This window comes from Nocardia sp. NPDC004582, assembly GCF_053602115.1.
The window spans coordinates 136004-160473 of the sequence record NZ_JBSGCY010000001.1; the positions used below are offsets into that span (position 1 = coordinate 136004).

The 24470-nt window shown below is 69.6% G+C and carries 22 protein-coding genes; 14 read left to right on the forward strand and 8 right to left on the reverse strand.

The window, feature by feature from the left end; all coding sequences use genetic code 11:
• Positions 1 to 150: 150 nt before the first annotated feature.
• The 3 genes from ACWELJ_RS00460 to ACWELJ_RS00470 are packed head-to-tail and all read left to right on the forward strand — an operon-like array spanning position 151 to position 3800.
• Entirely contained in the window at positions 151 to 1224 is a 1074-nt protein-coding gene (locus tag ACWELJ_RS00460) for a hypothetical protein (protein WP_452364024.1), read from the forward strand.
• Positions 1221 to 2672 (forward strand): FtsW/RodA/SpoVE family cell cycle protein, encoded by a 1452-nt coding sequence (locus ACWELJ_RS00465; RefSeq protein WP_452364025.1) that lies wholly within the window; start codon positions 1221 to 1223, stop codon positions 2670 to 2672. Before ACWELJ_RS00460 ends, ACWELJ_RS00465 begins: the two co-directional genes overlap by 4 nt.
• 57 nt (positions 2673 to 2729) lie before the next feature.
• Positions 2730 to 3800: an amidohydrolase family protein gene (locus tag ACWELJ_RS00470; RefSeq protein WP_452364026.1), complete on the forward strand. Its 1071-nt coding sequence runs from the start codon at positions 2730 to 2732 to the stop codon at positions 3798 to 3800.
• On the opposite strand, the gene ACWELJ_RS00475 is transcribed toward ACWELJ_RS00470, so the two are convergent.
• Positions 3797 to 4510: a phosphatase PAP2 family protein gene (locus ACWELJ_RS00475; RefSeq protein WP_452364027.1), complete on the reverse strand. Its 714-nt coding sequence runs from the start codon at positions 4508 to 4510 to the stop codon at positions 3797 to 3799. The two genes, ACWELJ_RS00470 and ACWELJ_RS00475, sit on opposite strands and share 4 nt — an antisense overlap.
• Before the next feature lie 87 nt (positions 4511 to 4597).
• On the opposite strand from ACWELJ_RS00475, the gene ACWELJ_RS00480 reads away from it, so the two are divergent.
• Positions 4598 to 5287 carry a response regulator transcription factor gene (locus tag ACWELJ_RS00480; protein WP_452364076.1) on the forward strand — a complete coding sequence of 230 codons (690 nt, stop codon included), beginning with the start codon at positions 4598 to 4600 and terminating at the stop codon, positions 5285 to 5287.
• Here the strand turns inward: ACWELJ_RS00480 and ACWELJ_RS00485 are convergent.
• The gene (locus tag ACWELJ_RS00485) at positions 5234 to 6643 is read right to left on the reverse strand and encodes a sensor histidine kinase (RefSeq protein WP_452364028.1); all 1410 of its coding nucleotides are present in this window, start codon (positions 6641 to 6643) and stop codon (positions 5234 to 5236) included. The two genes, ACWELJ_RS00480 and ACWELJ_RS00485, sit on opposite strands and share 54 nt — an antisense overlap.
• A gap of 166 nt (positions 6644 to 6809) precedes the next feature.
• On the opposite strand from ACWELJ_RS00485, the gene ACWELJ_RS00490 reads away from it, so the two are divergent.
• Positions 6810 to 7619, forward strand: coding sequence for a class I SAM-dependent methyltransferase (locus ACWELJ_RS00490; protein ID WP_452364029.1), 810 nt, complete (start codon positions 6810 to 6812; stop codon positions 7617 to 7619).
• A 22-nt stretch (positions 7620 to 7641) separates the two neighbouring features.
• Here ACWELJ_RS00490 and ACWELJ_RS00495 read toward each other — a convergent pair whose 3' ends face one another.
• The gene (locus ACWELJ_RS00495; protein WP_452364030.1) at positions 7642 to 8754 is read right to left on the reverse strand and encodes a cytochrome P450; all 1113 of its coding nucleotides are present in this window, start codon (positions 8752 to 8754) and stop codon (positions 7642 to 7644) included.
• A gap of 172 nt (positions 8755 to 8926) precedes the next feature.
• Here ACWELJ_RS00495 and ACWELJ_RS00500 point away from each other — a divergent pair, with 172 nt between their 5' ends.
• On the forward strand, positions 8927 to 9739 hold the full coding sequence (locus ACWELJ_RS00500; RefSeq protein WP_452364031.1) for an SAM-dependent methyltransferase: 813 nt from the start codon (positions 8927 to 8929) through the stop codon (positions 9737 to 9739).
• A 23-nt stretch (positions 9740 to 9762) separates the two neighbouring features.
• Here the strand turns inward: ACWELJ_RS00500 and ACWELJ_RS00505 are convergent, their stop codons facing one another.
• The 4 genes from ACWELJ_RS00505 to ACWELJ_RS00520 all read right to left on the reverse strand — a co-directional run bounded on the left by ACWELJ_RS00505 (position 9763) and on the right by ACWELJ_RS00520 (position 14802).
• Complete coding sequence (locus tag ACWELJ_RS00505; protein ID WP_452364032.1) at positions 9763 to 10203, reverse strand: hypothetical protein; 441 nt, start codon at positions 10201 to 10203, stop codon at positions 9763 to 9765.
• Positions 10200 to 11057 carry a hypothetical protein gene (locus ACWELJ_RS00510; RefSeq protein WP_452364033.1) on the reverse strand — a complete coding sequence of 286 codons (858 nt, stop codon included), beginning with the start codon at positions 11055 to 11057 and terminating at the stop codon, positions 10200 to 10202. The genes ACWELJ_RS00505 and ACWELJ_RS00510 overlap by 4 nt, the downstream gene beginning before the upstream one ends.
• A 397-nt stretch (positions 11058 to 11454) precedes the next feature.
• Complete coding sequence (locus ACWELJ_RS00515; RefSeq protein WP_452364034.1) at positions 11455 to 12525, reverse strand: polyprenyl synthetase family protein; 1071 nt, start codon at positions 12523 to 12525, stop codon at positions 11455 to 11457.
• Between the two features lie 114 nt (positions 12526 to 12639).
• Positions 12640 to 14802, reverse strand: a complete 2163-nt coding sequence (locus ACWELJ_RS00520; protein ID WP_452364035.1) for a terpene synthase family protein — start codon at positions 14800 to 14802, stop codon at positions 12640 to 12642.
• 302 nt (positions 14803 to 15104) lie between these two features.
• Between ACWELJ_RS00520 and ACWELJ_RS00525 the strand changes: the two genes are divergently transcribed.
• Positions 15105 to 16313: a UDP-N-acetylglucosamine--N-acetylmuramyl-(pentapeptide) pyrophosphoryl-undecaprenol N-acetylglucosamine transferase gene (locus ACWELJ_RS00525; protein WP_452364036.1), complete on the forward strand. Its 1209-nt coding sequence runs from the start codon at positions 15105 to 15107 to the stop codon at positions 16311 to 16313.
• A gap of 120 nt (positions 16314 to 16433) precedes the next feature.
• The gene (locus ACWELJ_RS00530) at positions 16434 to 16790 is read left to right on the forward strand and encodes a ribosomal subunit interface protein (RefSeq protein WP_452364037.1); all 357 of its coding nucleotides are present in this window, start codon (positions 16434 to 16436) and stop codon (positions 16788 to 16790) included.
• 26 nt (positions 16791 to 16816) lie between these two features.
• On the opposite strand, the gene ACWELJ_RS00535 is transcribed toward ACWELJ_RS00530, so the two are convergent.
• Positions 16817 to 17677: a response regulator transcription factor gene (locus ACWELJ_RS00535; protein ID WP_452364038.1), complete on the reverse strand. Its 861-nt coding sequence runs from the start codon at positions 17675 to 17677 to the stop codon at positions 16817 to 16819.
• Positions 17678 to 17732: 55 nt separating this feature from the next.
• Between ACWELJ_RS00535 and ACWELJ_RS00540 the strand changes: the two genes are divergently transcribed.
• The 6 genes from ACWELJ_RS00540 (at position 17733) to ACWELJ_RS00565 (ending at position 24311) form a co-directional block, all read left to right on the forward strand.
• Positions 17733 to 19370 (forward strand): AMP-binding protein, encoded by a 1638-nt coding sequence (locus ACWELJ_RS00540; protein ID WP_452364039.1) that lies wholly within the window; start codon positions 17733 to 17735, stop codon positions 19368 to 19370.
• Positions 19367 to 21088 carry an AMP-binding protein gene (locus tag ACWELJ_RS00545; protein WP_452364040.1) on the forward strand — a complete coding sequence of 574 codons (1722 nt, stop codon included), beginning with the start codon at positions 19367 to 19369 and terminating at the stop codon, positions 21086 to 21088. The genes ACWELJ_RS00540 and ACWELJ_RS00545 overlap by 4 nt, the downstream gene beginning before the upstream one ends.
• Positions 21089 to 21140: 52 nt before the next feature.
• Positions 21141 to 21332, forward strand: a complete 192-nt coding sequence (locus ACWELJ_RS00550; RefSeq protein WP_379094651.1) for a hypothetical protein — start codon at positions 21141 to 21143, stop codon at positions 21330 to 21332.
• Positions 21333 to 21400: 68 nt separating this feature from the next.
• Entirely contained in the window at positions 21401 to 22315 is a 915-nt protein-coding gene (locus ACWELJ_RS00555) for an AraC family transcriptional regulator ligand-binding domain-containing protein (RefSeq protein ID WP_452364041.1), read from the forward strand.
• A gap of 49 nt (positions 22316 to 22364) precedes the next feature.
• Entirely contained in the window at positions 22365 to 23291 is a 927-nt protein-coding gene (locus ACWELJ_RS00560; RefSeq protein ID WP_452364042.1) for an AraC family transcriptional regulator ligand-binding domain-containing protein, read from the forward strand.
• A 9-nt stretch (positions 23292 to 23300) separates the two neighbouring features.
• Entirely contained in the window at positions 23301 to 24311 is a 1011-nt protein-coding gene (locus tag ACWELJ_RS00565) for an AraC family transcriptional regulator ligand-binding domain-containing protein (protein WP_452364043.1), read from the forward strand.
• Positions 24312 to 24470: the final 159 nt, after the last annotated feature.

Here is a 24470-nt window from a genome sequence, read left to right on the forward strand (position 1 = left end):
GATTGCTCGCACGCTGGTCTCAGCTGACACGATCCGAGGCCCGATTCGGTTCAATACCCGGCCACTCCGATTCGGTCCCGCTGGTCCGGTTCGGCACCCGCTGCTCCGGTTCGGCACCGGGGCGACCGGATCTGTGTCACGGTGGATTCCGTGTTCGGCGAGCGTGTGGCGATGATGCGGTGGCGGCCCGGTTCCGGTCGCTTGGTCACCATCATGGCGGTCTGCTTCGGGCTCACCGTGGTGATCACCCGGCTGTACCTGATGGCCGCGGGCTATCCCAAGATCGGCGGCAGCACCTATCACATCGCGCATGCGCTGTTCGGCGGGTTGCTGCTGGTCATCGCCTGTCTGGTGATGTTCCTGTTCGCCGGTCGCGGGTCGCTGGCCACCGCGGCGGCGCTGTCCGGGGTCGGGCTGGGGCTGTTCATCGACGAGGTCGGCAAGTTCATCACCTCCGACAACGACTATTTCTTCCCGCTCGCCGCGCCCATCATCTATCTGGCCTTCCTGTCGATCGTCCTGGTCGCCCGCTATGCCGCCCGCAGCCGCGTCCGGCCGCCCACCCTGGTGCTGGCCGATGTCACCGAACAGGTCGGCATGGACGTGGGCACCCCGATCAGCGCCGAACAGCGCAATGCCCTGCTGCACAGCCTCGACCGCGTGGACCGTAGCGGCTTCACCCCCGACACCGTCGCCCTCTGCGACGCGCTGGGCGACTATCTGCGCACCACCCACGAGGCCGCCCGGCCCTCACGTTTCGGGCGACTGCGGCGGGCGTATCGACGCGCCGAGGACACGCTGCTCCCGCGGCGGGTGCTGGCGGCGGTGCTGATCACCGTCCTCATCGGCCACGCCGTGTGGACACTGCTACGCCTGGTGCTGGCCGTCATCGTGCTGGCGGGCCGGCATTCCCCCTCCCCCGCCCTCGATCACTTCCTCGACGTCACCCAGAATCACGGCTGGAAGGCCTTGGCGGGCTTGGGCATCGCCGCGGTGGCGGAATTGCTGGTCGGCATCGGTTGTGCGGTGGCGGCGGCCCAGTGGATGCGCGGCCGGGTGGATCTCGGTGTCCGACTGGGCATTTGGTCCAACATTCTGTCGCTCACCGTGGTGAACGTCCTGGCCAGCTATTTCAGCCAATTTCTCACCGTGTTCACCGCGATCGCGGAAGCCCTGCTGCTTTGGCTCCTGATCCGCTATCGCGCGCGATACTGTTCGGTGTGAGCGCGATTCGGCACAGCCCTGCCCCGGCGAGGTCGAGCGGACGGGTTCCGCGCAATGCCGAATTGCTACTGTGCGCGGCGGCGCTGGCGCTGACCGGATTCGCGTATCTGGCCATGACCTCCACCACCGGCACCGGATTCGACGGGCAGAGCATTCGCGCGCTGGTCGTCTTCACCGTCTTCGTCTTGGTCACGCATCTGGCGGTGCGGCGCTGGGCGCCGGCCGCCGATCCGGTGTTGCTGCCGTGCGTGGTGCTGCTCAACGGGATCGGGCTGGTGCTCATCGACCGGCTCGACCGGGCGGAGGCGGCGCAGGCCGCGCACGCGGGCAAGCCGATCCCGTCGTCGGACTCCGCGCACCAGTTGATCTGGACCGGGCTGGGCATGTTGTTGTTCGTCCTGGTGCTGGCGTTGGTGCCCGATCACACCAAACCCGCCCGCTACGGCTACACCTGCGGGCTGGCCGGGGTGATCCTGCTGCTCATCCCCGCGCTGCTGCCGTCGCGCTTCAGCGAGGTCAACGGCGGCAAGAGCTGGATTCTGATCAGCGGCTTCTCGATTCAGCCCGGCGAGTTCGCCAAGGTGCTGTTGATCATCTTCATCGCCGCGTTCCTGGTCGCCAACCGCGACCTGTTCGCCAGCGAGGGAAAACGCTTCCTGGGCATGACCTTCCCGCGTCTGCGCGATCTGGCCCCGCTGCTGCTGGTCACCTTCGTCGCGGTGCTGGTGCTCGTCTACGAGAAGAACCTGGGCTTCTCGCTGCTGGTGTTCGGCACCGTGCTGGCCATGATGTACATCGCCACCGGGCGGGCGTCGTGGCTGCTGATCGGGCTGGCCATGTTCTCGGTCGGCGCGATCATCGCCTACGGGCTGTTCGCGCATGTGCGGGTGCGCGTGCAGGTGTGGCAGGACCCGCTGGCCACGTATTACACGACGGGATACCAGATCTCGCAGGGCCTGTTCGGGATGGGCACCGGCGGGCTGATCGGGACCGGCATGGGCAACGGGCGGCCGCAGGACGTGCCGTTCGCCAAGACCGACTTCATCATCTCCACCATCGGCGAGGAACTCGGACTGGTCGGGCTGGCCGGCGTGCTCGCGCTGTTCCTGATCCTGTGCGTGCGCGGTTTCAGCGCCGCCCTCACCACCCGCGACGCGTTCGGCAAACTGCTGGGCGGCGGGCTGGCGTTCTCGATCGGGTGGCAGTTGTTCGTGGTGGTCGGCGGTGTCACCAAACTGATTCCGCTGACCGGTCTGACCACACCGTTCATGTCCTACGGCGGTTCGTCGCTGCTGGCCAACTACATCATTCTGGCGCTGCTCATCCGGATCTCCGGCGATGCCCGCTCGGCCCCGCCGCCACCCGCGCGCCCCACGGCCCCGGTGCCGCCGATCGCCGAGGACCTGACCGCCCACGTGTCTCGCCGCCTGCTGCCACGCCGCCGCTGAACCGGACATCGGCCGATTACGCCGTCGCACAACCCGAATCGGGAGGATGCTGCACAGGTGACCTCTTCCAGCACCGGCCGGACCGCCCTCGACAATGTGCGCGTCTTCGACGGCCGCGGCCTCACCGAACCGACCACGATCGTCATCGACGGCGAGATCATCGGCGCCGACGACACCGGAGCCGTCCGAATCGACGCGGCGGGCGCGGTCCTGCTGCCCGGCCTCATCGACGCCCACATCCACATTCACGATCACGACACCCCGGGACTGCTCGCCGCGCAGGGCGTCACCACCGGGCTGGACATGACGTGTGAGCCCGAGGTGGTCGCCGACCTCCGGAACACCGTCGGCACCAGCGATATTCGCAGCGCGGGCCGCGCCATCGTCGGACCCGACGGCATGCACGGCCGGTTTCTCGGCGAACCCGCCATCATCCGGGGCGCGGAGCAGGCCGAATCGGCGGTCGCCCAGCGTCACTCGACCGGCTCCGACTACATCAAGCTGGTGCTGGAGGCTCCCGGCGAGGGCGGCCCGGACGCCGCCTCGGCCAAGGCCGTCGTGGCCGAGGCGCATGATCGCGGCCTGCTCGTCATCGCCCACGCTGCCACCCCGGGCGCGTACACCATGGCGCTGGACGCGGGCGCGGACGTCATCACCCATGTCCCCGCGGGCCATCCGCTCCCCGCCGCCACCATCGAACGGATCGCCGCCGAGGGCACGATCGTCGTCCCCACCCTCACCATGATGGAGGGCATGGCCGCGAGCCAGGGCTTCCCCGACGCGTTCGGCGCGTGCCTGGCCTCGGTCGCCGCCATGCACGCCGCGGGCATCCCGATCCTCGCGGGCACCGACGCCAACGCCAACCCCGGCGTCCCCATGAATCCCGCGTTCGGCGCCAGCCTGCACTACGAACTGGAGCTGCTGGTCGCGGCCGGACTCTCGCCCGCCGAGGCACTGCGCTCCGCGACGGCCGGGCCCGCCGAACGGTTCGGTCTCGCGGATCGCGGGACGATCGCGCCGGGGCTGCGCGCCGACCTGGTCCTGCTCGACGCGGATCCGCTCACCGACATCACCGCCACCACCCGGATCCGGCGGATCTGGTCCGCCGGACGGCCGGTCGCCCGCTAGCGTCCGCCCCGGGCCGGCAGGCGGTCGGTCACCAGGTGGGTGAGCGGCCGGAAGGTCAGGCAGATGGTGAGCCAGCAGGCGCCGATGAGCCATCCGGCCAGGACGTCCGACGGCCAGTGCACGCCCAGGTAGAGACGGGAGATCCCGACGGCCAGGATGAACACGATCGCGAGGGCCGACACGATGACGCGGGTGACGCGGCGCAAGGCCGGCAGGGCGACGGCGACCAGGACGCCGATCACCACCGTCGACCCGAGGGCGTGGCCCGAGGGATAGGAGTGGTTGGTTTCGGTGACCAAGTGGTCGACGACCGGCGGGCGGTCGCGGCCGATCAACAGCTTGCCGAAGAAGACGAGCACGCCGGCGCCGATCGCGGTCACCGCGACCAGTACCGCGTCGTCCAGGTGCTTCCTCCAGGCGAGCACCGCACAGGCCACGACGGAGTAGACCGCGACGGTCGTGGTGTCCCCGGCCGCGCTGACCGCCTTCGCCACCGTCGTCCAGGCGTCGGTGCGGTGATCGATGAACCACTGCAGCCAACGGGCGTCCGGCCCGGCCGGGCCGTCGGCCCACACCACCGCGCAGGTGAGGGCGAGGATGACCGCGGCCAGCGTAGCCGCGATCAGCACGCCGCCGAGCGTGCGATCGGGGAACCGGAACGGCCGTGTCGTCGTGCGTTCTTCCTTCTGCGCGGGCGATGAGGACAGCATGCCACCGAGGTTGCCATGGCATCGCTGAGAGGACGTTGAGAGCGGGCCGCGCCGACCCGGGCCGGGCGGTCGGGCATGCTGGTGGCCGTGCGGGTGCTGGTGATCGAGGACGAGGAACGGCTGGCGCGAACGGTGCGGCGCGGGCTCGAGCTCGAGGGGTTCGTCGTGCAGCTCGCCCACACCGGGACCGAGGGGCTCGCGGCCGCGCTCGAGGACGGGTTCGACGTGATCCTGCTGGACATCATGCTGCCCGGGCTGAGCGGCTACGAGGTGCTGCGCCGCCTGCGCGCGCAGGACGTGTCCACGCCCGTGCTCATGCTCACCGCCAAGGACGGCGACTACGAACAGGCCGACGCGCTCGATCTCGGCGCGGACGACTACCTGACCAAACCCTTCTCCTTCGTGGTGCTCATCGCCCGGCTGCGCGCTCTGCTGCGCCGGCGGGCGCCGCAACAACCGTCGCTGCTGTCGGCGGGTGATCTGGTGCTGGACCCGGCCCGGCGCACGGTGCTGCGCGGGGACACCGCGCTCACCCTGACCCCCAGGGAATTCGGGCTGCTGGAATTCCTGTTGCGGCACAAGGGTTTGGCGCTGACCAAGCACGAGATCCTGCGCAATGTGTGGGACGCGCACTACGACGGTCCGGAGAACGTCGTCGAGGTGTACATCGGCTACCTGCGCAAGAAGATCGACACGCCCTTCGGCCGGACGAGCATCGAGACGCTACGGGGCGTCGGCTATCGGATGCTCGATCCCGGCCGGTCCGGCGACGGGTAGATCCAGGACGAATCGGGCTCCACCCCACGGTGATTCACCGATCGTGACCGAACCACCGTGCGCGGCCACGATTTCCGCGACGATCGCGAGACCGAGCCCGGATCCGCCGGTGGCCCGGGCGCGATCGGCCTCCAGCCGCACGAACCGGCCGAATACGCGCTCGCGGTCGGCCGCGGGGATACCGGGACCGTCGTCGTCGACCAGGACGCGCCCGAAGTCGCCCTCACGCAGGACCGTCACGGCCACCCTCGACCGGGCGTGCGCGGCGGCGTTCTCGACGATATTGCGCAGCACCCGAGCCAGTTTCGGCTGATCGCCCCGGATTCGCACCGGTTCGATCGCGGTGCGCACGGTGTGGCCGCCGCGCCCCCGCAGGGCCTCGGCCTGCGCCCCCGCCAGATCGTCGAGGTCCACATCGTCGCCGCGTATCTCGAGGCCGCGCTCGTCGGCGGCGGCCAAGGTCAGCAGGTCCTCGATCAGCAGTCGCATCCGCTCGACCTCCGGAAGCAGTGTGCCGCTGATCAATTCGGCGTCCAGCGCCTCGGGCCGGTCCCGGGCCAATTCCAGGGCGGCGGTCACCACCGCCAGGGGGCTGCGCAGCTCGTGCGAGGCATCGCCGACGAATCGCCGCTGCGCGGCATGCCCGGCCTCGACCCGGGCGAGCATATCGTTCATGGTCTGGGCCAGCCGCGCGATCTCGTCACGGGCCGGCGGCACCGGCACCCGCTCCGACAGCCCGGCAGCGCCGATCACGGCCACCCGGCTGCGAATCGCCTCGACCGACCGCAGCGAGCGCCCGACCAGCAGATAGGTGGCCAGCGCCGCCGCCGCGACCACGATCGGCCCGCCCACCGCCACCAGCGCCGCCACCCGTTTGACCGTGTGCTCGGCGGATTCGCTGTCACCGGCGACCAGCACTGTGTACCGTCCGTCCGCCGCGCTCGCCCGGCGCGCGGACACTCGCAGATCCTCGTCGTAGGACGAGACGGGCAGGCGCCCGATCTCCCGCTCTCCCAGCGTTCCCGGATCCAGCAGCGGTACGGACAGTTTCGCGTTCGACTCCCGCACGATCCCACCCTGTGGGTCGACGATCTGCACCACCCCGACCTGTCCGGTCGCCTCGAACAGTGAATCCGGCAGCTCCGCCACCGGCGTCCGGCTCAGCTCACCGGCGATCGCGTCCATTCTGGTGGCCGCCGCCGTATCGATCTCCCGCAGCAGGGACCGATTCAACAGTCCGAGCATGACCCCGGCCGCCAGCAGCAGTACCGCGCCCACGGTCAGCGCGGCCGCGATGGCCGACCGAATCCGCAACCCCCACCGCGAGGGCCGCAGCCATTCCAGGATCCGATGCACGCTCCCATCATGGGGCACCGGCATCCCGGCACCCGGTATCGCGCTCTCAGCCATACCCTGCGCGTTATGGGGACTGGCGGAAGCGCCGAAGCGGTCGCATACTCGAAAATGTAAGCATTGGCTGATTACTAATCGGCCATCGAGCCTTCGAACGAAGAGCGCCGCTATGAACGATATGTCGATCGATACGCCCTACGTGTTCGGCGTCTCCCGGGCCGCCATCCACAATGCCCTGGTCACGGCCGGGTACGACCTCGACCACCTGCGGCTCACCGATCTGGCGCTGGTGGAGGACTTCCACACCATGGGCCGGATCGCCACGGGCGCGCTGGTGGAGCTGGCGGGACTCACCGCGGAATCACGGGTGCTGGATGCCGGGAGCGGGATCGGCGGGACCGCGCGGTTCATCGCCGACAGCCGGGGATGCCGGGTCACGGCCGTGGATCTGACCGAGGACTACTGCGAGACGGCGCGGTGGATCAATCGGCTGGTCGGACTGGATGACCGGATCTCGGTCCGACAGGGGGACGTCACCGAACTGCCGTTCGCGGACAACAGTTTCGACGCGATCTTCAGCCAGCACGTGCAGATGAACATCGCCGACAAGGACGGCCTCTACCGTGAGGCGCATCGGGTGCTGGATGCCGGTGGGCTGCTGGCCATCTGGGATATCACCACCGCGTCCGAGGGCGAACCCGACTTCCCGCTCCCGTGGGCGGACCGCGCGGACCAGAGCCATCTGGTGACCGCCGACGAACTACGCGCGGCACTCGGACGAGCGGGTTTGACGGTGGAACGGTGGGAGGACCTCACCGAGCAGGCGACCGCCATCATGCGGATGGTGCTGGCGAATCCGCCGAATCCCGTTGGCCTGCAAGCCTTCGTGGCGAACTTCCCGGCCAAGGTCGAGAACCTGACCGAAGGACTGGCCGACGGGCGCCTACGGGCGGTCCGGGGGATCGCCCGCAAGCCTTGATGATTCGGCGAGCCGTGATGGTTCAGCGCAGCGTGACCGTGGTCGGCAGGATGGCGAAGCCGCGGTTGTTGGAAGCGTGGATGCGCTGACTGCCCGCGAGGTCCACCTCGAAATCGGCGACGCGGGAAGCGATTTCCCGCAGGGCCGTGCGCAGCTCCAGCAGCGCCAGATTGGAGCCCAGGCAGTGGTGGCGGCCGCTGCCGAAGACCAGCGAGGCCGAGGTGTCGCGGTCCAGGTCGAAGGTGTCCGGGTCGGCGAAGACCTCCGGGTCGCGGTTGGCGGCGCCGGTGAGCAGCAGTACGCGCGCGTCGGCGGGGATGGTGACGCCGTGCAGTTCGACCGCCTCGGTGGTGGTGCGCAGCTGGGTCTGGGTGGCCGGATCCCAGCGCATGGCCTCGGCGATCCAGTCGTCGATACGACCGTCGAGGGCGGCGCGACGCGCCTGCGGGTGCAGGGCCGCCGCGTTCCAGGCATTGCCGAAGGTCAGCATGCTGGTCTCGATACCCGCGCCGACCAGCAGGATCAGCACGCCCACGATCTCCTCGGGGGTGAGCCGATCGTCGCCCTCGGCGGCGTCGAGCAGGCCGGAGAGCAGATCCTCCTGGCGGGACTTGCTGCGCTCGATGGTCAGCTCGGTGTAGTAGCCGACCAGCGCACCGATCGCCTGCATGGCCTCGGGCCGCAGGTCGGTGGACTCCTCCTCGGTGTACATGATCTCCATGCCGAGCTTGCGCAGCATCTCCCGATCGCTCTCGGGGACGCCGACCAGTTCGGAGATCACCTCGGTCGGGAACGGACCGGCGAACTCCGCCATCAGGTCGAAGCTGCCGCGCGCGAGCAGCGGTTCCAGCATCGAGACCGCGATCTCGCGCAGCCGCGGCCCCAGCGCCTGCACCCGATGCGCGGTGAAGGCCCGCGTCACCAGGCCGCGCAGCCGGGTGTGCTTGGGCGGGTCCATGGCGACGAAGGAGAAGAAGCGTTCGGCCTGCGGACCCCAGAAGGCGGGCTCCATGCGCAGGCCGTTCTTGCTGGAGAAACGGTCCGAATCGCGGAGGGCGGCGAGCACGTCCGCGTGGCGCGACAGGGCCCAGAAATCGTCGGTCTCGTTCCGGTAGACCGGGGCCTCGCTGCGCAACCTGGCATAGTAAGGGTACGGATCGGAATGGACTTCGAAATCGAACGGGCTGTATCGCAACTGCATGACGAACCTTCCGGCGATGTCGCGGGCGCGGGCGCGGGGCCGCCGCTACCGATCCGCAACTGGAGCTGACATAGTCAGACAGTAGCCGAAAAGAATTGGGAGCGTTGTGAACTCGGATTCAGCTGCGGCGCGCGTCGACACCACCAAACCGCACCCGGCCCGCCGGTACGACTATTGGCTGGGCGGTAAGGACAATTTCGCCGCCGATCGCGAGTCCGCCGACGCGGTCGCCGAGGCCTTCCCGACGGTCCAGCTGGCCGCGGTGGAGAACCGGAACTTCCTGCGTCGCGCCGTCGCCTACCTGACCGGCGAGGCCGGGATCCGCCAGTTCCTCGACATCGGCACCGGCCTGCCCACCGCGGGCAATGTGCACGAGATCGCCCAGGGCATCGCCCCCGAATCCCGCATCGTCTACGTGGACAACGACCCCATCGTGCTGGTGCACGCCCGCCACCTGCTCGACAGCTCCCCCGAGGGCAAGACCGCCTACCTGGACGCCGACCTACGCGACCCGCGCCACATCCTCGACCACCCCGATCTGCTCTCGACCATCGACCTGAGCCGTCCGGTCGCGCTCATGGTGGTGGCGGTCGCGCACTTCATGACCGAGGACGCGCGCCCCTACGAGCTGGTCCGCACCCTCACCGACGCGCTGGCGCCAGGCAGCTATCTGGTCATGTCGCACGCCACCAACGACTATATGGACGAGCACGATCTGGAGCGGTCCGCCGAGGCCAACTCACGCAGCGGCGTGCCGTTCCAACTGCGGTCCAGCGCGGAGTTCGCGAAGTTCTTCGACGGTTTCACCCTGGTCCCGCCGGGCATCACCGCGGTCACGCTGTGGCGGCCGGAGGAGTATCGGCCGCATCCGCGGCCCGAGGCGGTGTCCATGCTCGGCGCGGTGGCCCGGATTCCCTGACCGGTCCGCGCCGAGCCGGGTGATCACAGCCTGCCGACATCCTTGAGCACCCGCCGGGTCTGGGCGAAGAGCATGCCCACATTGACCGATTTGCGGCACACCACCACCACGACCACGTCCTCGCGGCTCTCGGTCCGCACGAACAGGTGGGTGAGGTTGTCACTGTTGACCAGGATTTCCTGGAAGTAGTGGCGTTCCAGGCGGATCCCGCGGCGCTCCTTCCAGATGTTCTCGATCATGACCACATTGCGACCCTGGAACAGCTCCAGGGTGGCCGCGGCCAGCAGATCGAGCACTTCGGACGGGTGGTTGTCGACGGTCTCCACGGCCAGCAACATGCCGGTCGCCATATCGATGGCGCCCGCGGCGATGCATTCGGGCACCTCCGATCGCAGCACCTTGACCAGCGTCGCGACCCGATCCGTCATGCTGCCGGGTGCGCCGGCTCCGCTCGGATTGTTCATGGTGTCCTCTCTGATTTCCTTGGGGTGAGGCTTCGTTGGCCGCCGCGCAGCATGGGCTGGGGCGGGCGGGGCGGGAGCGCGTCATTGATGCCGCTGGCCCCGCGGCGGCGGCGCGGCAGCAGGGTGCGACCGGTCAGGCCGCGGACGGGGGCGGGGTCCAGCGGAGGCGGATCGGCTTCCACCGGCGCGATGACGAGCAGGTCGTCGTCGAGCATCCGGACCACCTCGACCGTGACCGCGTACAGGCTGCGGCACAACAACTTCGCGATATCGCGGCAGCTGCGGCGGCCGTTGGCCCACAGCAGGATCTCGCGGCGGTGGCCGCTGCCCGGCCCGCTGAGCAGTACCCGGCCGCGTTCGGTGAGCTGCAGGTGATTGCGATGCGGGGAGACGCGGCCGTGGGCGAGCGCGCCCAGCCGCCGTTCGGTCTCGAGCAGCAGCCACCCGGGTTCGAGGCCGGGCGTCTGCGGCGCGGCGTCCTCGGGCGCGTCTGGCGTGTCGGTGGATTCGGGGTGGGCGTCCGCCTGCCAGAAGCAGTTGCCGATCCAGCCCGAGGTGATGGCGAAACAGCCGTCCACCGCGGCCATCATGGCCACCACGCGCAGTTCGGCCGCCCCGGCGGAGGTGCGCCCGGGGCGCGCGAGCAATTCGCGAACCCCGGGCGCGCCGGGCGAGTCCACCGTGACCACCAGCCCGTGGACGACATGGAGGTCGCCGCCCGGCTCCCCGGTCACCCGCAGCACCCCGGTCCGCGTGGTGGCCGCGGCCTGCGCCAGTTCCCGAACCAGTTCGCGGGCCGACTCGCGGTCCAGCGCCGGCGAGCGCCCGGGTCCGGCGACAGGTCCCGTAGTCATGCGCGAACTCCTGGGAAATAGGCAGGACGATATGGCGCGAATGCGCGGCCGACAGCGACCGAGAGCGAAACGCGCACGCCTGGTTGATATTTCGACGGCGAATCGCACCGACTCCGCTCACCGCGTGTGGAATATCGTGACAGCCCAGCTGTTTTGGAGCAATGGATTCCTGCGAATCGATTACTTAAGTCCCTTCGCGGCTACCGAATTCGCTGGGCACCGAAACCAGCATCACCAGCGCAAGCGGTCCGCTACGCGCCCGCCACCAGGGTTAAGTCTTCTTGACAGGGGCGCCGCGGAGTCACAATAATTCCCTACGGAATGATATTGCGGCGCAATATGAACCGCCCGGTCGAATTGATTTGTCCGATTTGAATTCGGCGCGAATATCGGAGCGTCACCGGCCGCGCGCGACGACGCATTCGGCCAAGGCCAGCAGATCCGCGGCGGGACGCCCCGCCAGCATGTCCGCGGCGGCGCGCAGATGGCGCAGGGATTCCGCTTGCGCCCAAGCCTTTCCGCCCGCGCGCGCGATGAGATCCGCGGCGTGCGCGGCCGACTCCCGATCCAGGGCGGTGTCCGAGGCATAGAGCTCGGCGAACTCGCGGCCCGCCGGCGTGGGCGACTCCAGCGCCGCCACCACGGGTAAGGAGCGCTTGCGCCGCATGAGATCATGGCCGACCGGTCGGCTCGGATTGCCTGGATCACCCCAGATTCCGCGCAGATCGTCACACAGCTGACAGGCGATGCCCAGCTCCCGGCCGAAACGGTCCATGGCCGCCACCACCTCCGAGGGCGCGCCCGCGCACAACGCGCCCATGGCGCACGCGCAGCCCAGCAGGGCCGCCCGCTGATGCCGCAGCGTCTCCAGGCACTCCGCGAGCGAGACGGCCGGACCGGATTCCTGGGCGCGGTCGTGATGGCGCCCCAAGCACAGCTCGATGACCACGTCCGCCAGCCGCGCGATGCTGTCCAGGGTCGCGGTCGCCGGAGCATCGGCCAGGGTCCAGATGGCCAGGCTGTGCAGGGCGTCCCCGACCAGCACCGCCTCGTCCACACCCCATAGCCGCCACACCGTGGGACGCCCGCGGCGGACCGTGCCGCCCTCGACGATGTCGTCGTGGATCACCGTGAAGTCGTGCACCATCTCGACCGCGGCCGCGGCGTGCACGGCGGCGGCCGGCTGGGCGTCCAGCGCCGCGGCGGCCGCGAGCACCAGCGCCGGGCGCAGCCCACGGCCCGACTCCCCCGCCGTCACGGCACCGTTCGCATCGCACCAGCCCACGTGATACTCGGCCATCAGGCGCAGCTCACTGGGCAGGGTGTCGAACGCGGCCCGCAGCAGCGGCCGGGTGAGGCGTTTGGCCCGGCGCAGCAGGTACGGGGCCCGGTCACCGGACCCGAATCCGCTGTCCCGCGCGCCTTTCCGGTGAGAGAAGGCGGGACCGGCCGCTGTCGACGAACTCATGGCAACCTCCAGTGAACTGCTGCGGACTCGTGGTCGCCGGACTCGGCGCCACCCCCGACCGGGTCGCCGCCCGATCCGATGGGCACCGAGCCCGCGAGACCTGGATGGACCGGCTCAGCGGCGAGCCGCCGGAGCGGCGTGCACGCTGACGAAGGGCCCCGGTGGGCGGCCGAGGGTCGGCCGGGGACGCGACGCGCGCAGCGCGGCCGCGGCGTAGCGGCCGGTCCTGGTGTGCCAGTGCAGGTTTCCGGCCATGTGATCACGCAGCCGATCGACGTGCGTCAGCAGCGCGGCCCGAACCTCCTCCGGCAACTGGTGATCGGCCATGAAGCCCGGAAGCTGATCGCGGACGACGAGTTCGAATTGCGTCAGCCGTTCGTTGGCGAGGTCCACCACGATCTCCGAGGCGCGCTCGCGCGAGCAGCCCAGGAACGACTGCGTCAGATACACCAGATTGTGCAGCTCGTGGTCGTATTCGATTTCCCGCTGATACGAGTACAGATCATTGACCAGGCCGCAGAAGTCCTGCGCCGAATGTTGCAGCTGCCGGACGATACTGGAGTCCGAGAGTTCCGCGATCACCGGGTCCGAGGCAACTCCGGGCGAATGGAGAGCATCCAGCGCGCCGAACAACGGACCGCCGGAGGTGACGCGCCGCAATTCGAGATAGTCGACCGGGTCCGGCAAACGATGCCGGGTCTCGTTCTCCAGCACGGTGATCCAGCCGTCGACGAGGTCGATCAATGCCGCGCGCAACCCGTTCAGACCGCTGTCGTCGCAGACCGCCGCGGTCTCCCGCCACAGCGCGGCCAGACCGAATTCGAGCGGGCTGGACGGCGCGGGCGCACCATCGCTCAGCTGGAGAGGTAAGCGCCGCAACTGATCCCGCCCCGAGACGGGATCGGCCCGGAACACCCGCGTCCCCAGATCATCGGCGTAGGTTCCCCAGGTACACCAGCGCGAGCGCAACTTCAGGGTTGCCGCATCGGCCTCGGGGTCGATCATGGCCATCAACGCCGGAAAGTCCGCGTCGGCCAGCGATTCCGCCGTCCAGCCCACTCGCGGATCCAGCAGTCCCACCGATGCCGCCCACTCCGCGACATCCGCACGGGCCGGCTCGACATGTGGATTCACGCCGACGGGGTAGGGCATCGCCAGCCCGTTGACCGGCAGCGGACCCGCCGCCCGGGGCGGCGGCACATGCTGATTCAGTTGCACGCGCAGGCCCGGCCGCAGTCGCGCGCCGGCGGTGCCCAGGCCGGTCGGCCCGCGATCGACGCCGCTGTTCATGTAGCGGCTCGAGCGCAGATGCCATTCGTGCCCGCCGGACTGCCAGTCCTGCAGGCCCAGCGTGTAGCGCGCGACCGCGAGCTGTTCCTCGGGGGTGGCGGCGCGTTCGGTGAACAGCTGCGGCACCTCGGCGAGCGCGGTGTGCTCGAACTGTTTGAGGCGGGAGGTGAGCACGTCATTGGTCAGCTCGGCGGCCGCCTGGGTGGGCAGGCCCAGGAACCGTTCCAGCACCAGCACCATGTTCGCGTTCTCGCCCTCGACCCGCACCTCGCGTTCGTAGGAGAACAGATCGTTGCGCAGATGCACTGCGTCGGAGAAGGTTTCGCACAGCACCCGCAGCGGGCGCTCGTCGGCGAAGCGGTCGGGCACTTCGGCGCCGCAGGCGAATTCCACCAGGGCCGCCGACCAGGGCGCACCGCCCACCCGGCGGCGCATCTCGATGTACTCGACCGGATTGGCGACCCGATCGCGGGCGATATTGTCCAGTTCCCAGAGGGATTCGACCATGAGGTTGTGGGTGGAGCGGCGCATGCGCCGCCGCCAGTCCTCCGACATGGCGGGCACGGTGCGGGCCCAGCAATCGGCCAGCCCGGCTTCCGACGCGTTCTCCGGCTCCGGTGCGAGACAACCCGGTTCGGCCATGAACTCTTCCAGCCGGGCCAGGTAGCGGGTGGCCTCGGCGCGGTTGCCGGTGCGCTTGTAGGCGTCGAGGAACCAGTCGTCGAAATAGAAGACCCAGATGTACCACTCGGTCAGCAGCGCCAAAGTCTCGGCGTCGCAATCGGGATGGGTGTAGGCGCACAGCAGCGCGTACCCCATGCGCTCCAATTTCTCGGCGTCCCAGATGGGTTTGCCGTCGACCCCGGGCTCGCCGAGCAGGCCCAGGCGTTCGGCCCACGCGGCGGCGTGGACGCGGGCGTAGTCGTGATGGGGATTGAGCCGCGCGGGGTGCGGGGTGTAGAAGTCGGGCAGGGTGAAGGGCTTCAATGCGGGGCCCTCTCGCTGGGCTGATCAATGAGGGACATACCGGTAAAGCACTGCTTTGGGGGATATCGCTACTCGGGAAACGCCGAACGGGACCGCGTCGGAACTGCACTGCGAAGACGTGACTCTTACTGCGACAACGTGATCAGTGTCACAACCATGGTAAAGGCCCGTAGCCGTCTCGCCAACACCTCGCAATCTTCTCCGACCGACCGGTACCTCCCGGACCGATCCCCGCGGCCGTTCCCGGGATAGCCTGGGCTCTGCCTCACCCACCCGACCCACCCCGCCCAGGAGGATCGTTCATGTCGAATCCCGCCGCCGACCGCACCCCGATCCTGCAGCGGCTGGGCGATCGGGGCCGGGTCCGGGTGATCGTCGCCGGCGGCGGCACCGGCGGCCACACCTATCCGGCGGTGGCCGCGGTCCGGGCGCTGCGCGATCTGGCCGCCGAGGCCGGAGCCACCGCCGACGTGCTGTGGGTCGGCGTGCCCGACAGTCTGGAACAGCGGGTGGCGGCCGAGAACGACATCGACTTCACCGGTATCAAGGCCGGAAAGCTGCGGCGCGACCGCAATCCGCTCAAGATGCTCAACAAGGACAATGCCCGCGACGCGCTGCGGGTGCCGGTGAGTGTGCTCACCGCCCAGGGCGTGGTGGGCCGCTTCCGGCCGGACGCGGTGCTGTGCACCGGCGGCTACGTCTGCGCCCCGATCGGCATGGCCGCCGCGCTGCGGCGCCGGCCGCTGGTGATCCACGAGCAGACCACCGGCATCGGCAAGGCCAACCTGCTGCTGGCCCGGATGGCCGACCGCATCGCGCTGTCCTCGGACGCCTCCATCGACATGCTGCCCGCCAAGGTCCGGGGCCGGGCCCTGGTCACCGGCAACCCGATTCGGCCGGCGCTCACCACCGGCGATCCCGCCGCGGCGGTCAAGGCGCTCGACTGGGAGGGCTACGCACCGGGCCTGCCGACCGTCTACATCACCGGCGGCGCGCAGGGCGCGGTGCAGATCAACGACCTGATCCGGGAGCTGCTGCCCGAACTGCTGCACTCCGCCAACGTGATTCACCAGTGCGGACGGCTGTCCTACACACAGGTGCGCGACTTCGCCGCCACCCTGCCCGAGGACGTGCGCGGCCGCTACCTGGTGCGCGAGTTCATCGGCCCGGAGCTGCCCGACGTGCTCGCGCTGACCGATGTGGTGATATCCCGTTCCGGCGCGGGCACTCTCGCGGAGCTCACCACCCTGGGCAAACCGTCGGTGCTGATCCCCTACCCGCATTCGGTCGGCGGTGAGCAGATCCGCAACGCGCGGATCCTGGCCGACCACAATGCCGCCCGCGCCCTGGTCGGCGCGGACGCCACCGCCGCCAATCTGAACGCCGCCCTGACCGAGCTGCTCACCGAATCCGAGACCCGCGCAGCCGTTTCCGCCGCCGCCCGTGCCCTGGGGCACCCGGCGGCCGCCGAGCACCTGGCCTTGACCGTCCTGGACCTCGCCACGCGGTGAACCGGCTCACCGCGCGGTGATTCCGGTCGCCACGCGAGCGATCCCACAGGCGAGTCTCAGCCGGGGTGGGTATGGTCGAAGATGTCAGCAAGTTCTCGGCTATTACCGAGAAGATTGGAGATGCCAGCCATGCAAATCCAGGTCTTCGCCGACAAGAACGTCGGTGGCGGCGCGATCGCCCAGGATGCAACCGATACCATCGCCGCGATTCTGGAGCGGTTCGCGGACCATCTCACCCGGGTCGAGGCCCACATCACCGATGTGAACGGCCACAAGGGTGGTTCCGAAGACAAGAAGTGCACCCTCGAGGCCCGGCCCAAGGGCCAGCCGCCGGTCGCGACCACCCATCGCGCGGCCACCGTCGAGGACGCCTACACCGGGGCCGCCGACAGCATGGCGCACCTGCTCGACAGCAAGTTCGGAAGATTGCATCACGCCAAGGGCGGTGAATCCATCCGCCACCTGGTCACCGACTAGTCGACCAGCTCGCTGTCAGGACGTACTCACGGAAGGAGCCCGAGGCGGCGTGCTCGCACGACCGCCTCGTGGCGATTGTGCGCGCCGAGTTTGGTCATGGCGCTGCGCAGATAGCTCTTCACCGTCTCCGGGCTCACCGAAAGCCGCTGAGCCGCTTCCACATTGGTGCATCCGAGCGCGATATGGGACAGCACGTCCAGTTCCCGCGGAGCCAGGCTCACCGCGTCGTCGGCGGCCGCCACACCCGACACCAGACGGGCGAGTCTGTCCGTGACGTCCCGCAGCCGCGCCCGCGCCGTCGCGTCGGAGACCGCCTGGGTGATCCCTCGCAGCTCCGCGTGCAGATCCCGGAGTTGTTCGGCGGCAATCACATTGGCGCTGTCGAGGGATTCCCGCGCGAAGGACAGGCGCAGCCGCCGATCCACCTCGTCGCGAATGGCCAGTTCCGTGCTGAGCCGCCGCGCGGCCTGCATCATCTCGTCGGCCACCCCGTCGCCGATCACCCCCGTCTCGCGATTGGCGACGTAGAGCACCGCCCGCGCCTCGCCCTTCACCACCACCGGCACCGCCACCACCGCGCGCAGGCCCTCCCCCAGCACCGGAACGTCGTAGTGGTGGGTGATGGTGGACGCCGAGCGATAGTCGGCCACCGAGCGCGGGCGGCCCGTCGCCACCGCCGAACCGCCCAGTCCGGAGCTGTGTGTGACCGCGAGCCCGCGCATGCTGTTGGTGCGGGTCCCGACGAACTCGCTGAGCACCAGCGTGCCGGCGTGCACTTCGCCACCGAAGACGACGGGCAGCTTGCTGAGCGCGGCGAGCGCGCGCAGCTCGGCGCGCAGGGCGTCGCCGTCGCTGGGGCGCAGGAGCCCGTCGGCGGCCGTGGTCATCGGGTAGCCCCTTTCGGGGGTAGTCGAGTCTGGGTGTGACGTAGATCCTACTGGTGTGACCGAGAGCACGAGCTACACCTTCGGAGTCTGGGACGCTCCCCTGCTGGGCGACACCATCGGGGCGAACCTGGACCGGACCACCGCGGCGCACCCGGACCGCGAGGCCCTCATCGACTACACCACCGGCATCCGCTGGACCTACCGCGAGTTCACCGACGAGGTGAACGCCCTGGCCCTGGGCCTGCTGGCGGCCGGGATCGGCAAGGGCGACCGGGTGGGCGTCTGGGCCCCGAACTGCCCGCAGTGGACGCTGACCCAGTACGCGACCGCCAAGATCGGCGCGATCCTGGTGAACATCAATCCGGCCTACCGGTCCCATGAGCTGCGCTACGTGCTGGGTCAGGCCGGGATCCGGTTGTTGATCGCGGCGCCCGCGTTCAAGACCTCCGACTACGCCGCCATGATCGACGAAGTCCGTCCGGAGTGCCCGGAGCTCGAGCAGGTGGTGCTGCTCGACAGCACCGAGTGGCGGGACCTGTTCGCCACCGGGCGGGCGGCGGAGCCCGACCTGCTGGCGGCGGCGCAGTCGGCGCTGTCCACCGACGATCCGATCAATATCCAGTACACGTCCGGCACAACGGGTTTCCCCAAGGGCGCGACGCTCAGCCACCACAACATCCTCAACAACGGCTATTTCGTCGGCGAGCTGTGCGGATACACCGAGCAGGACCGTATCTGCATTCCGGTTCCCTTTTATCATTGCTTCGGCATGGTCATGGGCAATCTGGCCGCCACCACGCACGGCGCGGCCATGGTGATCCCGGCCCCGGCCTTCGACGCCCGCGCCACCCTGGAAGCCGTTGCGGCCGAACGCTGCACCTCGCTGTACGGGGTGCCGACCATGTTCATCGCCGAACTCGCCGACCCCGACTTCGACGCCTACGACCTGTCCTCGCTGCGCACCGGCATCATGGCCGGATCGCCGTGCCCGGTGGAGGTGATGAAGCAGGTCATCGAGCGGATGGGCATGCGCGAGGTGAGCATCTGCTACGGCATGACCGAGACCTCGCCGGTCTCCACCCAGACCCGCCGCGACGATTCGCTGGTGCAGCGCACCGCCACCGTGGGCCGGGCCGGGCCGCACATCGAGGTCAAGATCGTGGACCCGGTGACCGGGGTGACGGTGCCGATCGGCACCTCCGGCGAGCTGTGCACGCGCGGCTACTCGGTGATGCTCGGCTACTGGGGTCAGCTCAAGAAGACCGCGGAGGCCATCGATTCCGCGCGCTGGATGCACACCGGCGACCTGGCCACCATGGACGCGGACGGGTACGTCGCGATCACCGGGCGGATCAAGGACATGGTGATCCGGGGCGGCGAGAACATCTACCCGCGCGAGATCGAGGAATTCCTCTACACCCATCCCGACATCCTCGACGCCCAGGTGATCGGCGTGCCCGACGCCAAGTACGGCGAGGAGCTGATGGCCTGGGTCCGATTGCGGCCCGGCGCGGCCGAGCTCACCGCCGAGACCCTGCGCGAGTACTGCACCGGCAAGCTCGCGCATTTCAAGGTGCCGCGTTACGTGCATGTCGTCGAGGAGTTCCCGATGACGGTGACCGGCAAGATTCGCAAGGTCGAGATGCGGGAGATCAGCGCGCGGCTGCTGGGGCTGACCGAGGAGAACGCATGAGCAACGCCAATACCGACGCCTACCGCGCGGCCCGTGACGGGCTGCTGGCCGCCGCCACCGACTACGACGCGGCGGTGCGGGAGTTCGAGTGGCCGCGGCTGGCCGGTGAATTCAACTGGGCCATCGACTGGTTCGACGTCATCGCGCGCGGCAACGATCGGCCCGCGCTCTGGATCGTCGAGGAGGACGGGTCGGAGCAGCAGGTCAGCTTCGCCGAGATGGCCGAGCGCTCGGATCGGGTGGCCACCTGGCTGGCCGGGCTGGGCGTCGGCAAGGGCGACCGGGTGATGCTCATGCTGGGCAATCAGGTCGAACTGTGGGAGGCCATGCTGGCTGTGGCCAAACTGGGCGCGGTCATCATGCCGACCACCGGCGCGCTGGGCCCGGCCGACCTGAGCGACCGGATCGAGCGCGCGGGAGCGCGTTTCGTCATCGCGAACCACGGCGATGCGGGCAAGTTCGACGAGGTGCCCGGCGACTACACCCGAATCGTGGTCGGCGGGGCGGCGTCCTCCGAGCGCACCGTCGGCTGGCGGGACTACGCCGAGGCGGCCCATGTCGAGTCCGCGGGCCCGTTCCGGGCGGTCACCGAGGTGACCGATCCGCTGCTGGTCTACTTCACCTCCGGCACCACCAGCAAGCCGAAGATGGTGCAGCACTCCCAGATCAGCTACCCGGTCGGTCATTTGACCACCATGTACTGGATCGGGGTCCGGCCCGGCGACACGCACCTGGCCATCAGCGCGCCCGGCTGGGCCAAGCACGCCTGGAGCTGCTTCTTCACGCCGTGGCTGGCCGAGGCGACCGTCTTCGTCTACAACTACGCGCGTTTCGACGCCGCCGCGCTGCTCGCGCAGCTACGCCGGGCCGAGGTGAACACGTTCTGCGCGCCGCCCACGGTGTGGCGCATGCTCATCCAGGCCGATCTGGGCGAGCGCCCGGCCGGGCTGCGCGAAATCCTCGGCGCGGGCGAGCCATTGAACCCCGACGTCATCGCGCAGGTCGAGAAGGCGTGGGGCCTGACCATCCGCGACGGCTTCGGCCAGACCGAAACCACACTCCAGGTGGGCAATACGCCCGGACAGCCGCTGGTGCCCGGCTCCATGGGCCGGCCCGCGCCGGGCGTGCCGGTGGCGCTGTTGGATCCGATCACCGGGCAGCTCGCCGACGAGGGCGAGATCTGCCTGGACCTGTCCGCGCGGCCGGTCAACCTGATGACCGGCTACCTCGGCGATCCCGAACGCAATGCCGCGGTCATGGCCGGCGGCTACTACCACACCGGCGATGTCGCGGCCCGGGACGCGAACGGCTACATCACCTACGTCGGCCGCACCGACGACGTGTTCAAATCCTCCGACTACAAGGTGTCGCCGTTCGAGTTGGAGAGCGTGCTCATCGAGCATCCGGCCGTGGTGGAGGCCGCCGTGGTCCCGCAGCCGGACGACACGCGGCTGGCCGTGCCGAAGGCATACGTTTCGCTGGCGGCGGGATGGGAACCCAACGCCGAAACCGCCCGCGCCATCCTCGAATACGCTCGCGACCACCTGGCCCCCTACCTGCGGGTCCGCCGGGTGGAGTTCACCGAACTGCCCAAGACCATCTCCGGCAAGATCCGCCGCGTGGACCTGCGCCATCGCGAGGAACAGGCGCACGCGGAAGGCGTCACCATCCCCACCGAATACCGCTACGAGGACGTACTGAACGACACCACCCGCTGAACCCGCCCCACCCCCACCACCCGCCCTGCCCCTGCGACAGATAGGAACACCCGTGTCCCACACCGTGGAATCCGCGACCGCCTACGTCATCGCCGCCCTGGAGGCCAAGGGAACCGCCTCCCGCGACGACTTCGACGTGTCCGGCATCGTCAGCGCCACGCACAACATCATGCAGACATGGGATTTCCGCGCGGTCGCCCGAGACCGCTTCTGGGGCATCGCCGCCACCTTCATCCGAGCCTGACGAGCGGGCTGGCTCACAGTTCCGCGAATTCCGGGTTTCCGGCCCGGAATTGCCCGCACCATTGGCACGTGCACACCTCCGACTCCGTGCTGCTGCCTCGCTTCGTGCTGTCCCGCGCCGCGTCGGCGGGCCTGGATCCGGCCCGCCTGGCGCGGGAAGCCGGGATACCGGGCTGGCTGCTGGCCGACGGGGACGCGCGGGTGTCGAGTGACTACTTCCCGCGTCTGTGGGAGCTTTTCGAGCACGAGCTCGGCGATCCGGAGGCCACGCTGCGCGCCACGGGCAGCTACCGGCTCGGCGAATTCGGGCTGATCGACTACCTGATCTCGACGGCGGACACGGTCGGCGCGGGGCTGGGGGTGCTCGGGCCCTACGTCGGCTCGATCTCCACCAACTTCCGCATCGAGCCCGGCACGCAGACCGAGACCGAATCCACCTTCGACGTCTACACCGTCAACATGGCGGGCCGCGGGCGCGATCTGTCGGTGCAGATGGCGCTGACCTCGCTGGTCTCGCGCATGCGCCAGATCACCGGGCAGCCCATGGATCCGGTGTGCGTCGAACTGCGCGAGCGCGCGCCGCGACGACTGGACGCGTTCACCGAGCAATTCGGCACGGCCCGTCTGGAATTCGGCGCCCCGATGGACCGCATCACCTATCGCAACACCGATTTCGAACGGCCGCAGATCACCGCGGACCCGATGCTGGCCGCGGTGCTGCGCCGCCACGCCGCGACCATGCCGCCGCCGCCCCCGCGCACCACCGAATGGCCCGACCGGGTGGCCTCGGTGCTGGCCGAGGTGCTCGACGGCTCCGACGCGCTGCTCGAACAGGTCTCGCGGCGGCTGTACACCAGCCCTCGCACCCTGCAACGCCGTCTCGCCGAATCCGGCACCACCTGGCGGCTGGAGGTCGATCGGGCCCGCAAACGCCATTTCGAAGACCCCGGGCCGGCGATACCGCCCACGGGCGGCACGCCATGACGCCCGGGAGCGACCGCGGAACCGGATTTCCAGCCTCGAAGGCGGACGGGTGACCGGATCGGACAGCGTGCTGCTGGCGCGCTTCGTACTCACCCGGGCCCGGTCCGTGGGCGTGGATCCGCGGGAGCTGGCGCGGGCGGCGGGGATCGGGCCGGGCGCGCTGGACACGTCGGCGGGAAGTGTTCCGGGGCAGTGTTATCCCCGATTGTGGGAGTTGTTCGAGCGCAGGGTGGACATGCCGCACGTGGGACTGCGGGCGGCCGAACGACATGGAATGGGGGAACTGGGGTTGATGGACTATCTGCTCGCGACCGCGCCGACGGTCGGCGAAGGCTTCCGGGCCGTAAGGGAATTCGGGTCGCGACTGTCGGACACCCGGCGGGTGGCCGTGGTCGCCGAGACCGATCGGCAGGTCACCTTCGCGCCACAGACGGCGGCGTGGGGCCGGGGCGCGGAGGTCGCCGCGCAGGCGAGTCTGGCCTTCCTCACCGGCCGGGCCCGGCTGGCCGCGCGAGCGCGGATCACGCCGGTGGCGGTCACTCTGCGGGAACGCGCGCCGCGGCGGCACGGACCGTATCGGGAGTTCTTCGGAACGACGGCAGTGGATTTCGGGGCCGAGACCGACAGCATGACGCTGCGCCGCGCGGATCTGGACCGGCCCCAGCATTCCGCCGATCCGGGGCTGGCCGCCGTGCTGCGCCGCGGCGCGGCGGTCGCGACCCTGTCCACGCCGCCCGCCCGGGCCTGGGTCGATCTGCTTGCGGCCGAACTTGATTCACTGAGTGATCCCGCCCCACCCGGATCCGATCGCGACACCGCGGACTTCCGGGCGGCGGTGTCCCTGGACACCGTCTCACTACTCGATATGGCGCGGCGGCTGGATACCAGCCCGCGCACCGTACAGCGGCGGCTGGCCGCGGCCGGAACCAGCTGGAGTCGGGAGCTGGCGAACGCTCGCCGCCGGGCCGCGTGGTGACGGGCGCCCGTGAACACTCGATCCGATTGTCACGACAGCATTCTCATGGCCCGGTTCGCGTTGCAGCGGGCGGTGCGGGCCGGACTCGACGCCGACCGGATCGCCCGGGTCGCGGGCGTGCCCACCTGGCGCGAGGGCGGTGAGGGCACCCGGGTGTCATCGCGCTACTGCCTGCGCGTGTGGGAGCTGATCGAGCGCGAGACCGGGGATCCCGATATCGCGCTGCGGGTGTCCGACCAGAGCACCACCGGCGAGTTCGGGCTGCTGGAATATCTGTTCCTGTCCGCGGCCACGCTCGGCGACGCGCTCGAGGCGTGCGTGCGCCATACCGGCAGTCTCAGCACGAGTTACAGCTTCCGCGTCGCCCGCCGCGACGAGCAGGAGGTCTGCTACGAGGTGTTGTCGCGGGTGGAGGAGTGCCGGGGCCGGGAACTGTTGATACAGGCGACTTTTGCGCTGCTCGTGGCGCGGGGGCGGGCAGCCACCCGCTACCCGGTGGTCCCGGTACGAGTGAGCTTCCGGCAGACCGCACCCGCCGATCTCGCCACCATCACCGAGCTGTTCGGCACCCGCGCAGTCGATTTCGGCGGCCCGGCGGACACCCTGACGCTGCGGTCGGCGGATCTGGCGTTGCCGATGAAGTCGGCCGATCCGGAACTGACGGCGGTGCTGCTGGCCTACGCGGCCACCCTGCCCGCCACTCCGGAGGTGGGGGTGACCTGGCTCGAGCAACTCGGCGACGCCATCGACCTGGCCCTCGCGGACGGCGCGGCGACCCTGGAAGTGGTTGCGCGGCGGCTGCTGACCTCACCCAGATCACTGCAACGCCGGCTGACCGAGGCCGGAACCACTTGGCGGCGTGAGGTGGATCACGCGCGCCGCCGCAGATTACAACGGGCCGAACATCTTCCGCGCGCCCAGCAGGCGGAATTCCTGGGCTACGCGGATCCGGCGAGCCTGCGGCGGGCGGTGCAGCGGTGGCGGGACCGCGGCGCTCCGGAACCCGAGGATCCGCGCTGAGGGGCCGAAATCGCACCTACCGTACGGTATTCCGGCTACCCCACAGCAAGGTTGGCGTGTCCCGGACTGGTTTGGCGCTTTCGGAACTCCCGCGCGGCGTGGACGGAAATCAGACTGGTCGGAAACGCCAGGACACTGTCACGCGTTCCCCCGGACCGG

Bases quoted from the DNA above. Each gene is read 5' to 3' on its own strand.
- ACWELJ_RS00525 (WP_452364036.1), top strand. From the start codon at position 15,105: ATGTCGAATCCCGCCGCCGACCGCACCCCGATCCTGCAGCGGCTGGGC.
- ACWELJ_RS00510 (WP_452364033.1), bottom strand. From the start codon at position 11,057: ATGACTACGGGACCTGTCGCCGGACCCGGGCGCTCGCCGGCGCTGGAC.
- ACWELJ_RS00530 (WP_452364037.1), top strand. From the start codon at position 16,434: ATGCCAGCCATGCAAATCCAGGTCTTCGCCGACAAGAACGTCGGTGGC.
- ACWELJ_RS00545 (WP_452364040.1), top strand. From the start codon at position 19,367: ATGAGCAACGCCAATACCGACGCCTACCGCGCGGCCCGTGACGGGCTG.
- ACWELJ_RS00505 (WP_452364032.1), bottom strand. From the start codon at position 10,203: ATGAACAATCCGAGCGGAGCCGGCGCACCCGGCAGCATGACGGATCGG.
- ACWELJ_RS00535 (WP_452364038.1), bottom strand. From the start codon at position 17,677: ATGACCACGGCCGCCGACGGGCTCCTGCGCCCCAGCGACGGCGACGCC.
- ACWELJ_RS00515 (WP_452364034.1), bottom strand. From the start codon at position 12,525: ATGAGTTCGTCGACAGCGGCCGGTCCCGCCTTCTCTCACCGGAAAGGC.
- ACWELJ_RS00475 (WP_452364027.1), bottom strand. From the start codon at position 4,510: ATGCTGTCCTCATCGCCCGCGCAGAAGGAAGAACGCACGACGACACGG.
- ACWELJ_RS00490 (WP_452364029.1), top strand. From the start codon at position 6,810: ATGAACGATATGTCGATCGATACGCCCTACGTGTTCGGCGTCTCCCGG.